This window comes from Pseudomonas sp. MUP55, from assembly GCF_034043515.1.
Classification (GTDB): domain Bacteria; phylum Pseudomonadota; class Gammaproteobacteria; order Pseudomonadales; family Pseudomonadaceae; genus Aquipseudomonas.
Genome location: NZ_CP138214.1, coordinates 627,587 through 639,377 on the forward strand (window position 1 = coordinate 627,587; position 11,791 = coordinate 639,377).

Here is an 11,791-nt window from a genome sequence, read left to right on the forward strand (position 1 = left end):
CTGGGGGTGCGCTTTGCGCGAAATTGTCCTGATCAACATCACAGGTCTTGACCGACCGGGTCTCACCGCTGCCATTACCGGCGTTCTGGCCCAGGGTGGTGTGAACATTCTCGACATCGGCCAGGCGGTGATCCACGACACGCTGTCGTTCGGCATCCTGGTGGAAATCCCCAGCACCGAGCAGGCGTCCTCGGTACTCAAGGACATCCTGTTTACGGCCTACAAGCTGGATCAGCAGGTGCGCTTCACGCCGGTGTCCGAGGCCGATTACCAGCATTGGGTCGAAGGACAGGGCAAGAAACGCCATATCGTTACGTTGCTTACCCGCAAGGTCACGGCCGAACAGCTGCAGCGCGTGAGCTCGATCACCGCGCATTACGGTTTGAACATCGACCATATCGACCGTCTGTCGGGTCGCATGCCGCTGGATACGCCAGCGGACAAAGGCAAGGGCTGTATCGAGTTCTCCGTGCGGGGTGAGCCGGCCGATGCGCAAGCGCTGCGCGCCGAGTTCCTCAGCGTGGCCCAGGAGCTGAATGTCGACATCGCCTTCCAGGAAGATTCGCTGTTCCGGCGCAACCGTCGCCTGGCGGTGTTCGACATGGACTCCACGCTGATCGAAGCCGAAGTCATCGACGAACTGGCCAAGGCCGCCGGTGTGGGCGAGCAGGTCTCGGAAATTACCGAGCGCGCGATGGCCGGTGAACTGGATTTTCGTGCCAGCTTCAAGGAGCGCCTGGCGCTGCTCAAAGGCCTGGATGTGAGCGTGCTCGACTCAATCGGCGCCTCCCTACGCCTGACCGAAGGCGCCGAAACCCTGTTTGCCGAACTCAAGCGCCTGGGCTACAAGACCGCCATCCTGTCCGGCGGCTTCACCTACTTTGCCAAACAGTTGCAGGCCAAACTGGGCATTGACTATGTGTTCGCCAACGAGCTGGAAGTGGCGGATGGCAAAGTGACCGGCGTGGCCGTGGAGCCGATTGTCGACGCACAGCGCAAGGCAGACCTGCTCAAGGAGTTGGCGCACAAGGAAGGCTTGCGTCTGGAACAGACCATCGCAGTCGGCGACGGCGCGAACGACTTGCCGATGCTGGCGATTGCGGGGTTGGGTGTGGCGTTCCGCGCCAAGCCATTGGTCAAGCAATCGGCCAAGCAGGCGATTTCGACCTTGGGGTTGGATGGGGTGCTGTATCTGCTGGGCTTGCGCGACCGCGATGGTCAGCTTTAACTGACTCAATGCGGTAAAAAAAATGTGGGAGGGGGCTTGCCCCCGATAGCGGTGGGTCAGTGAGCGATGTGCTGACTGATACTCCGCCATCGGGGGCAAGCCCCCTCCCACATTGGTTTTGCGTCCGGCTTCAGGCTTTAGGTGAACCGATGCCCTGGCCCATTTGCACCGGCGTACCCGCCGCCAGCTCTTGCGCCCACTGCACCTGATCCGGTCCGAACAGCACGATGGCGGTTGAGCCCAGCTTGAAGCGACCCAACTCAGCGCCTTTCTCCAAGTGGATCGGTGCGCGGGCAGCTTCGTCATAGCGGAAGGTTTTCAGCTCGCGCTTGGGGGGCGTAACCAGCCCGGCCCACACCGTCTCAATCGACGCCACGATCATCGCGCCCACCAACACCACGGCCATCGGGCCGCGTTCGGTGTCGAACAGGCAGACCACCCGCTCGTTACGCGCAAACAACTCCGGTACGTTTTCGGCGGTGGTCTGGTTCACCGAGAAAATCCGCCCCGGCACATAGACCATCTCGCGCAAGGTACCGGCCAGCGGCATATGCACGCGGTGATAGTCCTTGGGCGACAGATAGATGGTGGCGAAGTCGCCGCCCATGAACGGCGCCGCCAGCGCTGCGTCGCCGCCCAGCAGTTCCAATACGCTGAAACTGTGGCCCTTGGCCTGGAATACACGGCCGTGTTCGATCGGGCCAAGCTGGCTGACCGCGCCATCGGCCGGGCTCAGTACGGCGCCCGGGGTTTGATCCAGTGGGCGCGCACCGTCTTTCAGCGCACGGGTGAAGAAGGCGTTGAAGTGCTCGTAGGCAGTCACGTCTTCCACCAGTGCCTGGGACATGTCCACTTGGTAACGCTTGGCGAACCAACGGGTGAAGGCGTTCTTGAACCAGTGCACGCGGCACTCGGCGATGCAGCCGGCCAAGCGCGACAGCAGGTGGTGCGGCAGCAGGTACTGACTGAGGATAAACAACTGCTTTTTCATTAAGTGTCCTTGAACTTCAAATCTCGACGGGGGTGTCGGGGTGGTTGCCCCATTCGCCCCAGGAACCGGCATAACCTTTGACGCGTGGATAACCGAGCGCCTTGGCCACCAGGTAGGTGAAGCCAGAGCGGTGGTGGGTCTGGCAGTGGGTGATGATTTCTTTATCGCGGGTCAGCCCGAGGTCTTCGAGCACCTGCGGCATGTCGCGGCGGATGCGCAGGCTGCGCGCCTTGTCCATACCGGCGGTCCATTCGAAGTTCACCGCGCCGGGGATGTGCCCCCCTTTGGCCGCGAGCACTTTTTCGCCGGAATATTCCAGCGGGCCGCGGGCGTCCCAGATACCCAGGTCGGCCGCGCCGAGCCGGCTTTGCAGGTATTCGCGGGTGGCGGTGGGACCGTCGTGCAGCGTAAGGCTCACCGGCCCGCCAACAGGCGCGGGTACATCGGTGGAAACCGGGTGGTTTTCCTCCAGCCACGCCAGAAGGCCGCCGTCGAGGTAGTGATACTTCTGGTGGCCGATGACATCGAGCAACCAGATAAAGCGCCCGGCCCAGCCGCCGCCTTCGTCGTCATAGACCACATAGGTGGCGTCGGGGGTGTGGCCCAGCTCGCCGAACAGCTTTTCCAGGTAGGCCTTGTGCGGCAGCAGGCCTGGCGCGGGCGGCTGGCCCAATTGGGTGCGCTTGGGGTCAACGAAATGCGCGCCGGGGATGTGTCCTTCGGCGTAGCGGGCGGCACTGGTGAGGTCCACCACAATCAGGTGTTCGGCATTCAGGCGACCTTGCAGGTCGCTGCATTCGATCACCAGCGGCAAGCCAGAGAAGTCAGGCATGTGAGGTCTCCTGGGCACAAATGTTGGCGATAAAGGAGGGCGATTGTAGCGCAAGCATCAGGCGCTGCGGTTGGTAAAGCTGTGCAGGGCTTTTTCGATGCATTGCGCGGTTTTGCCGAAGGCTTGCACGGTGGTTTCCGAGAACGGCCCGCCGCCCTGGTCCGCCACCATCAGCATCACCACCCGGCCATTGCAGCTCAGCGAGCGCAGCAACAGGTGTTCGCCGGTAAACAGGCGGCGCAGGATCGGCGGCAGCAGAGCCGAGAACTGCGCATGGTTGTCCGGTCCGAGACGCACCTGCGCGGATTTTTCCAGCAGGCGTTGCAGCAGCGTGCTGTTGACGACGTCCAGGCTCAGGTTGGCAGCGTCCCTGGGCAGGCCATCGGCCTGATGCACACGCAAGGTACTCAAGGCGCGATCCGCCATGAACAGCAATACGCGTTGCATGCCGCTGGCGACCAGGGCTTCCTTGGCGCAAGTGGTCAGGTGCATCGCATTGGCAAAGCGGCTCGGTTCGACCAGCAGCTCGGTGCAGCGGTTGCGCCACACCGCCAGGGCTTCGGCAGTGGGAGGCGGCGCGGGCAGCAAGCCACGGTGGACTTTTTGCACATGCCACGGCCAGATCAGCGACAAGGCCGGGTGCCAGAGGTCGGGCATCAAGGTGCTGCGCGCGCTGGTCACCGCTTGCTGGTGAACCTGCTGCTGCACATCACCCAGTGGCTCCTGCAGGTAAAGCGCCGTGAGGTATTGCCAGCGCTCGGTGTGCGGGCAGGTCCAGGACTCTTGCGCCGACATCGCCAGGCCGTTGGCCAATAGCACGGTGTTGGCCGGCTGGTTCAGCCAGCGGCGCAGGTTGGGCTCGGCGTCGAGCAATTGCTGGTGGCGCAGGGGGTCGTCCTCGCGGGCGATACGCAATGCCTTGACCAGCAGGCGCTGCTCGCCCAGCAGCAGGTTATAACCCTGGGACACCCAGATCGGCAGGTGCCAGGCTGCGGTCAGGCCGAGGCACAGGTCCAGCAGGCGCACGCCGAACAGTTGCTGCTCGACCTGGCGCGCCGACTCGCCCTTATGGATCACCCGCAGCTCCCATTCTTCCAGAAGCTTGGGATAGGCGACGGCCATCGGCCACAACGGTGACAGAAACAGCAGGCTGCCCCAATGAATGTCCTGCCACAAGCGCGCCAGGCGGCTGCCGAACAAGCCGTTGGCTTGCTGCGAGGCATGCTGGCTGACCAGCAGCAGTTGGCGCAGCGCCACGGGAATTTCAGCGGCCGGCACCGAAGGCAGGCGCGCCAGCAGCTCCTCGGCGCGTTTGAGGCCGAGGCGGTTGAGCGCCACTTCGAGGTTTTCCGCAGGTTCCGCGAGGCTGCCGTGAGTCTGGCTGTTGGCCTCGCGCATTACGCTGAGCACCAGGGCCGGGCTGTTTTGCATCAGCTCGGCAATGTCCCTCAGTGAGCTGCGACTGTCGCGAATGGCTTTGCACACGCGCTCATGGCTGGCCCGGGGGACCGGCAGCAGTACATCGTCCAGGCGCTTGATCCAGGCGGCAAGGGTGGTGGGTTTTGCAGTTGGGACTGTCGTTTCATTAGCCATGATTGGGGCGCGATCATCACGTGGGTTCAACACACCCGGAACGGGCTCAATTGGCTTTTCGCCTTAACGGGCTATAGTCTGGCGCAGTTTTGCCGATAAGTAGAACAAGAGTTTTTCAGCAGCACCCACTATGTCCATGAACCCGACGGCGCAAGTACAGATCCCCTATGGCTAAAATTATCGGCATCATTGTCGTCCTCGCAAGTGTGCTCGGTGGGTATGTCCTGTCCCACGGTAAAATTGCCGCGCTGATTCAGCCTTTTGAAGTGATGATCATTGGCGGCGCCGCCTTTGGTGCCTTCCTGCAGGCCAACCCCGGCTACATGACCATGCACGTGATCAAGAAGTCGCTGGGCATGTTCAGCTCGCGCTTCTCCCACACCTTCTATCTGGAAGTGCTGGGGCTGGTCTACGAGATCCTCAACAAGAGCCGCCGCGAAGGCATGATGGCCATTGAAGGCGATATCGAAGACGCCGCCGCCAGCCCGATTTTCGCCAAGTACCCGGCCGTGCTCAAAGACGAGCGCATGACCGCGTATATCTGCGATTACCTGCGCATCATGTCCTCCGGCAACATGGCGCCCCATGAACTCGAAGGCCTGTTCGACATGGAGCTGTTCAGCCTCAAGGAAGAGCTGGAGCATCCGTCCCACGCCGTGACCGGCATCGCCGACGGCATGCCCGGTTTCGGTATTGTCGCGGCGGTACTGGGTATCGTGGTGACCATGGCCTCCCTCGGCGAGGGCGACCAAGCGGCTATCGGTATGCACGTCGGCGCGGCGTTGGTGGGTACCTTCTTCGGTATTCTGGCGGCGTACGGTTTCTTCGGCCCGCTGGCGACGTCGCTGGCCCACGATGCCAAGGAAGAGATCAACCTCTACGAAGCGATCAAGGCGTGCCTGGTGGCATCGGCATCCGGCATGCCGCCATCGCTGGCGGTCGAGTTCGGGCGCAAAGTGCTGTACCCGAAACATCGCCCAAGCTTCTCCGAGCTGGAGCAAGCGGTTCGCGGTCGCTAAGCCATGGAAAACAATCAGCCAATCATCATCAAGCGCGTCAAGCGCTTCGCTGCGGGGCACCATGGCGGCGCCTGGAAAATCGCCTTCGCCGACTTCGCGACGGCGATGATGGCGTTCTTCCTGGTGCTGTGGCTGATGTCCACCGCTACCCCGGAACAGAAGATCGCCATTGCGGGCTACTTCAAGGACCCGATTGGTTTTTCGGAAAGTGGTACGCCCTTCGTGATCGACCTGGGCGGATCGCCGCAGTTGGCGCCCGAGCGCACCATCAACCCGGAAGTGCAGACCGAATCGCCCCAGGAGAAAATCCCGATCGAGCGCGATACGGTCGAAACCATGGCCGAGCAGGTCGAGAAAGAGCGCTTGGAGCTGTTGTTGCAAGAACTGCAGACCAAGGTCGAAGAAAACCCGCAACTGCTCAAGTTCAAGGATCAGATTTCCTTCGAGATTACCCCGGAAGGCTTGCGTATCCAGATCACTGACGCCGCCAACCGGCCGATGTTCGATTCCGGCAGCGCACGCTTGAAGCCGTATTTCGAAGATATCCTGCTGGCCATGGCTGACACCATCAAGGCGGTGCCGAACAAGATCAGCATCAGCGGCCACACCGATGCCAAGCCTTATGCGGGGCAGGGCGACTTCGGCAACTGGGAACTCTCGGCCAACCGTGCCAACGCCGCCCGCCGTGCGCTGGTGGCTGGCAGCTACCCGGACCCGCAAGTGGCGCGGGTGGTAGGTTTTGCTTCATCGCAGCTGTTCGATCCCAAAGAGCCGTTCAACCCGATCAACCGTCGCATCGATATCGTCGTGCTGACCAAAAAGGCCCAGCGTGCGATTGAAGGCGACCAGCCGCCACCGCCGGCCCAGGGCGAAGGCGCCCCCGGTGAAGTGCCGGCGGACCCGAATGCGCTGCCGCCAGGGCAGGAGCCGCTGCCGGCCCATGAACTGCGGCAGAAGCTGAACCTGTTTGATGACGGTGGTGTGAAAGAGCCGACGGCGCCTGCGCCGGGGTCCTGAACGCCAGATACAAGAAGGCCGCGATAATCGCGGCCTTCTTGTATCTGGCGTCTCATTGTAGGAGCGAGCTTGCTCGCGAAAAACGTCAACGATAACGCGTGTATTCAGGATGCCCGCGTTGCGCTTGGTGGCTTCGCGAGCAAGCTCGCTCCTACAGAGTTGGCGGCCTAGTAACTGCTCTCAGGCAAACTCGCAATAATCGACCGATAACTGTTCATCCGCTGCTGCTGCACGCGACCATCCTCCAGGGCCTTGAGCAAGGCACAGCCCGGCTCGCGGTCGTGTTTGCAGTCGCGGAAGCGGCAGGTGCCGATCAGGTCGTTGAACTCGATAAAGCCTGCTTCCACATCGCTGCGACTGACATGCCCGAGGCCGAATTCACGGATACCCGGGGAGTCGATCAGCTCACCGCCACCGGGGAAGTGGAACAGCCGTGCGGTGGTGGTGGTGTGCGTGCCCTGGCCGGACAGCTCCGACAGCGGGCCGACGCGGGTGTCGACTTCCGGCAGCAGGCTGTTGACCAGCGACGACTTGCCCACGCCGGACTGGCCGACAAACACGCTGATACGCCCGTCCAGCTGCTGTTGCAGCTGTTCCATGCCGTTGCCGTGATGGGCCGAGACTTCCAGCACCGGGTAACCCAGGGTGCGGTAGACCGCCAGCAGCGCGTTGAGCGCCGGAGCGTTTTGCTCGTCGATCAAGTCGAACTTGTTCAGCAGCAGCAGTGGGCGGATGCCGGCATGCTCGGCGGCGACCAGGTAGCGGTCGATCAGGTTGGCGTGGGGCTCGGGCAGCGGCGCGAACACGATCACGATCATGTCGACGTTGGCCGCCACCGGCTTGAGCTGGCCGCGGCTGTCGGGGCGGCGCAGTTCGGTGCTGCGTGGCAACTGGGCGACGATCACGCCGATGCCCTGGTTGCCGGCACGCCATACCACCTTGTCGCCGGTCACCAGCGCAGGCAGGTTGGCGCGCAAATGGCAGCGGGAGACTTGGCCGGCGAGGTCGCCTTCCAGCGCCTCGACCTCGACCTGCACGCCGAAGTGCGCGATCACCAGGCCCGTTTGTTCAGGCCCCAGGTCGCCGCCTTCAAGCGCTTCCACGGCGGAGGATTCACGTTTGGCGGCGCGTGCTGCGCGCTCGCCTTGAATCTTTTCGATGCGCCAGTTTTGGCGACGATTGAGCTGGCGTTTGGCCATTGGTGTTCCGTGTCGATAATGCAAAAGTTGGGTGAAACGGTCGCGAGTCTAGCACGGCGCCGCCTGCTAAACTGCCCGGCTAAGCCAAGGTGCCAAGAGAATCAAGCCATGCAAAACCCACAGAACCTGATTTGGATCGATCTGGAAATGACCGGTCTGAATCCTGACACCGACGTCATCATTGAGATGGCGACGATTGTCACCGACAGCAACCTCAACACGTTGGCTGAAGGTCCGGTCATCGCCATCCACCACAGCGATGCCGTGCTGGCCACCATGGACGAGTGGAATACCCGCACCCACGGTAACTCGGGCCTGACCCAGCGTGTACGCGACAGCCGCATCAGCATGGCCGAAGCCGAAGCCGAAACCATCGCCTTCCTGCAAAAATGGGTGCCCAAGGGCAAGTCACCGATCTGCGGCAACAGCATCTGCCAGGACCGTCGCTTCCTTTATACGCACATGAAGGGGTTGGAAAGCTATTTCCACTACCGCAACCTGGACGTGTCCACCTTGAAAGAGCTGGCTGCGCGCTGGGCGCCGGAGGTCAAGGACAGCTTCCATAAAGGCAGTACGCACCTGGCACTGGATGATATTCGCGAGTCGATTGCCGAGCTGCAGCATTACCGCAAGCATTTCATCAAGGCTTGATGATGTAGCGCCTGGGCTGGCGCTTTCGCGGGCAAGCCCACTCCCACACTTGCCCGCGTTGTCATGACGAAGGCAGTACAAATGTGGGAGGGGGCTTGCCCCCGATGGCCAACGACTCGGTTTATCGTCTTGCGCCCCCTTTTGGTGCCATCACCAAATGATTAGACTGCCGGCCTCCCTGCAAGGATCGCCATCATGCTGCTGATGCTCTACCTCATCGCCATCACCGCCGAAGCCATGACGGGCGCCTTGTCCGCCGGTCGGCGTGGCATGGACTGGTTTGGCGTGGTGCTGATCGCCTGCGTGACGGCGCTGGGTGGCGGGTCGGTGCGCGACATGCTGCTGGGGCATTACCCGCTGACCTGGGTCAAGCACCCCGAATACCTGGTGCTGACCTCCATCGCCGCACTGGTGACCATCTTCATTGCACCGCTGATGCGCCGCCTGCGTTCGCTGTTCCTGGCGCTGGATGCCGTGGGGTTGGTGGCGTTCACCTTGATCGGCTGCATGACCGCCCTGGAAATGGGGCATGGCATGTTGGTTGCGTCGGTCAGTGGCGTGATCACCGGCGTATTCGGCGGCATCCTGCGGGATATCTTCTGTAACGACATCCCGCTGATCTTCCGGCGTGAGCTGTATGCCAGCGTGTCGTTCCTCGCTGCCTGGTTCTACTTGCTGTGCCTGTACCTGGAATTGCCCAGCGAACAGGCGATTCTGCTGACCTTGTTCAGCGGCTTTCTATTACGCTTGCTGGCGATCCGGTTTCATTGGGAAATGCCCAAGTTCGTCTACAACGACGACGTCCACTAGCGAGCGGCGTGCTGGTTCAGCGCCCATTCCACATGCTCGCGCACCAGTTCCGACGGGTAGTCGCGCCGCGCTTTCAAGGCTTGCAGCACCGGAATGCTCGACGGGGCGTTACCCAAGCCCACCGCCAGGTTGCGCAGCCAGCGCTCGTATCCGGCGCGGCGCAAGGGTGAGCCTTCGGTGCTGCTGAGGAATTTATCCTCGTCCCACATAAACAGTTCAGCCAGTTCTGCGTTATCCAGATTGTGCCGTGGCTTGAAATCGCTTTCGCTGCTGGGCCGGGCGAAACGATTCCATGGGCAAACGATCTGACAGTCATCGCAGCCAAATACCCGATTGCCGATCAACGGGCGCAGGTCCTCGGGGATGGCGCTCTTGAGTTCGATGGTCAGGTAGGAAATACAGCGTCGGGCATCCAGCACGTAAGGGCCGACGAATGCGTTGGTAGGGCAGATGTCCAGGCACGCGGTACAGCGGCCGCAATGTTCGGTGGCATGGGGTGGGTCTACCGGCAACGGCAAATCGACAAACAGCTCGCTCAGGAAGAAGTAGCTGCCGGCCTTGCGATTGAGCACCAGGGTGTTTTTGCCGATCCAGCCGAGGCCAGCCTGCTCGGCGATGGCTTTTTCCAGCACCGGTGCGCTGTCGACAAAGGCACGAAAGCCAAAGGGCCCGATCTGCGCCTGGATACGGTCGGCCAGTTGCTGCACGCGCTTGCGAATCAGCTTGTGATAGTCACGGCCCAGGGCGTAGCGCGAGACATAGGCTTTTTCCGGCTCGGCCAGCCGTTGCGCCATTTGAGTATCACCGGGCAGGTAATCCATGCGCAGTGACACCACCCGCAAGGTACCTGGTACCAGTTCGTCGGGGTGGGAGCGCTTGCTGCCATGGGCGCCCATGTAGTCCATCTCGCCGTGATAGCCCGCGTCGAGCCAGCGTTGCAGGTGCTGTTCATGCTCGGCCAGGTCCAGGCCGCTGATGCCGACTTGTTGGAAGCCCAGCTCGCGGCCCCAGTCTTTGATCGATTGGGCGAGGGCGGGCAGATCGGAGGTAATAGCGGGCATGAGACACGGGAAACCACAGGTTAGATGCGTATAATTCTGCCAGACATCGGAGCTTGAAGACGCATGCCTCAGACAAAACACGAAATAACCGACGTTCAGCTTCTTTTGCCAGGCCACTTGCCGCAACTGGCTGCACGTTCTGTAGACGCCCATAAAGGCCAGTTTGGCCATCTGTTGGTGATCGGCGGCGACCGCGGCTTTGGCGGCGCAGCGTTGCTCAGTAGCGAAAGTGCGTTGCGCAGCGGCGCCGGCATGGTGTCCCTGGCGACCCGTGCCGAGCACGTGCCGGCCGCGTTGGCCCGTTTGCCGGAAGTCATGACCGTGGGCGTAAGTTCGGCCAACCAGTTGATGGGGTTGCTGGAGAAAATCTCGGTGATCGTTATCGGCCCCGGCCTGGGCGCAGCGTCCTGGGGTAAAAGCCTGTTGTCCGTGGCGGCTAATGCCCGGCTGCCGCAAGTCTGGGACGCCGATGCGCTCAATCAGCTGGCGGCTGGCGGCGTGAGTCTGCCGGCCCATTGTGTGATCACACCGCATCCGGGCGAAGCTGCGCGCTTGCTGGGGATTTCCACCGCCGACGTTCAGGCCGACCGCCTTGAGGCGGTGCGTGCGTTGAGTCGTCAATTCAACGCAGTGGCTGTGCTCAAGGGTGCTGGCAGTTTGATTGCTAGCCCGGACGGTCGCGTTTCCCGTTGTGACCAAGGCCATCCCGCCATGGCCACGGCCGGTCTCGGTGACGTCCTCGCCGGCCTGGTGGGCGCCTTGTTGGCCCAAGGCATGCCGGCTTATGAGTCAAGTTGCCTGGCCGTGTGGTTGCATGCCACGGCGGGGGATCGCCAGGGCACATTCGGACGCGGGCTTGCCGCGAGCGACCTGATACCTGCCATTCGTCAATTGCTGGAGGAACACTCGCCGTGCCTGAAGTAACTCTTTTCCTGGCTGATGAAGACGCGATGGTCGCGCTCGGTCACGCTATTGCGCGGGTGACCGGCGGGGCGGGGCTGATCTTCCTCGAAGGTGACCTGGGCGCGGGCAAGACCACGCTGTCCCGGGGCATCATTCGCGGTTTGGGCCATACCGGTGCGGTGAAAAGCCCGACGTTCACCCTGGTCGAACCCTACGAGATCGGTGACGTGCGCGCCTTCCACTTCGACCTCTATCGCCTGGTCGATCCTGAAGAGCTGGAGTTCATGGGCATCCGTGATTACTTCGACGAAGACGCGTTGTGCCTGATCGAGTGGCCAAATAAAGGCACAGGCTTTTTGCCAAAGCCTGACATGACCATTACCATTACGCCGCATGAGCACGGACGTCAGCTGAAGTTGTTGCCCCAGAGCCCGCGCGCTGAGTCGTGGTGTACCGCTCTGGCATTGGAATTCAAATAATTGGTGGG

The 11,791-nt window shown here is 62.0% G+C and carries 12 protein-coding genes; 7 read left to right on the forward strand and 5 right to left on the reverse strand.

Going from position 1 to position 11,791, the window contains the following annotated elements:
* The first annotated feature begins 13 nt into the window (after positions 1 to 13).
* A complete protein-coding gene (gene serB, locus SC318_RS02625) occupies positions 14 to 1,228 on the forward strand; it encodes a phosphoserine phosphatase SerB (protein ID WP_320429533.1) in 1,215 nt (404 codons plus the stop codon).
* A 130-nt stretch (positions 1,229 to 1,358) separates the two neighbouring features.
* On the opposite strand, the gene asd is transcribed toward serB, so the two are convergent.
* From asd to SC318_RS02640, 3 genes are read right to left on the reverse strand one after another with little or no spacing between them, the layout of a single operon-like run.
* Complete coding sequence (asd, locus tag SC318_RS02630; RefSeq protein WP_320429534.1) at positions 1,359 to 2,219, reverse strand: archaetidylserine decarboxylase; 861 nt, start codon at positions 2,217 to 2,219, stop codon at positions 1,359 to 1,361.
* A gap of 16 nt (positions 2,220 to 2,235) precedes the next feature.
* Positions 2,236 to 3,051, reverse strand: a complete 816-nt coding sequence (locus tag SC318_RS02635; RefSeq protein ID WP_320429535.1) for a rhodanese-like domain-containing protein — start codon at positions 3,049 to 3,051, stop codon at positions 2,236 to 2,238.
* A 57-nt stretch (positions 3,052 to 3,108) separates the two neighbouring features.
* Positions 3,109 to 4,644 carry an HDOD domain-containing protein gene (locus SC318_RS02640; RefSeq protein ID WP_320429536.1) on the reverse strand — a complete coding sequence of 512 codons (1,536 nt, stop codon included), beginning with the start codon at positions 4,642 to 4,644 and terminating at the stop codon, positions 3,109 to 3,111.
* A gap of 167 nt (positions 4,645 to 4,811) precedes the next feature.
* On the opposite strand from SC318_RS02640, the gene motA reads away from it, so the two are divergent.
* Together motA and motB are read left to right on the forward strand one after the other, a co-directional pair.
* Complete coding sequence (gene motA, locus SC318_RS02645; RefSeq protein WP_320429537.1) at positions 4,812 to 5,663, forward strand: flagellar motor stator protein MotA; 852 nt, start codon at positions 4,812 to 4,814, stop codon at positions 5,661 to 5,663.
* 3 nt (positions 5,664 to 5,666) lie between these two features.
* Positions 5,667 to 6,680 carry a flagellar motor protein MotB gene (motB, locus tag SC318_RS02650; RefSeq protein WP_320429538.1) on the forward strand — a complete coding sequence of 338 codons (1,014 nt, stop codon included), beginning with the start codon at positions 5,667 to 5,669 and terminating at the stop codon, positions 6,678 to 6,680.
* Positions 6,681 to 6,847: 167 nt separating this feature from the next.
* On the opposite strand, the gene rsgA is transcribed toward motB, so the two are convergent.
* On the reverse strand, positions 6,848 to 7,879 hold the full coding sequence (rsgA, locus tag SC318_RS02655; protein ID WP_306491369.1) for a small ribosomal subunit biogenesis GTPase RsgA: 1,032 nt from the start codon (positions 7,877 to 7,879) through the stop codon (positions 6,848 to 6,850).
* A 108-nt stretch (positions 7,880 to 7,987) separates the two neighbouring features.
* On the opposite strand from rsgA, the gene orn reads away from it, so the two are divergent.
* Positions 7,988 to 8,530, forward strand: coding sequence for an oligoribonuclease (gene orn, locus SC318_RS02660; RefSeq protein WP_320429539.1), 543 nt, complete (start codon positions 7,988 to 7,990; stop codon positions 8,528 to 8,530).
* Positions 8,531 to 8,722: 192 nt separating this feature from the next.
* Complete coding sequence (locus SC318_RS02665) at positions 8,723 to 9,340, forward strand: trimeric intracellular cation channel family protein (protein ID WP_306494857.1); 618 nt, start codon at positions 8,723 to 8,725, stop codon at positions 9,338 to 9,340.
* Here SC318_RS02665 and queG read toward each other — a convergent pair.
* Complete coding sequence (gene queG, locus SC318_RS02670; protein WP_320429540.1) at positions 9,337 to 10,401, reverse strand: tRNA epoxyqueuosine(34) reductase QueG; 1,065 nt, start codon at positions 10,399 to 10,401, stop codon at positions 9,337 to 9,339. The genes SC318_RS02665 and queG overlap by 4 nt on opposite strands.
* A 63-nt stretch (positions 10,402 to 10,464) precedes the next feature.
* Between queG and SC318_RS02675 the strand changes: the two genes are divergently transcribed.
* Positions 10,465 to 11,325 (forward strand): NAD(P)H-hydrate dehydratase, encoded by an 861-nt coding sequence (locus SC318_RS02675; RefSeq protein ID WP_320429541.1) that lies wholly within the window; start codon positions 10,465 to 10,467, stop codon positions 11,323 to 11,325.
* Positions 11,313 to 11,783 carry a tRNA (adenosine(37)-N6)-threonylcarbamoyltransferase complex ATPase subunit type 1 TsaE gene (gene tsaE / locus SC318_RS02680; protein WP_320429542.1) on the forward strand — a complete coding sequence of 157 codons (471 nt, stop codon included), beginning with the start codon at positions 11,313 to 11,315 and terminating at the stop codon, positions 11,781 to 11,783. The genes SC318_RS02675 and tsaE overlap by 13 nt, the downstream gene beginning before the upstream one ends.
* Positions 11,784 to 11,791: the final 8 nt, after the last annotated feature.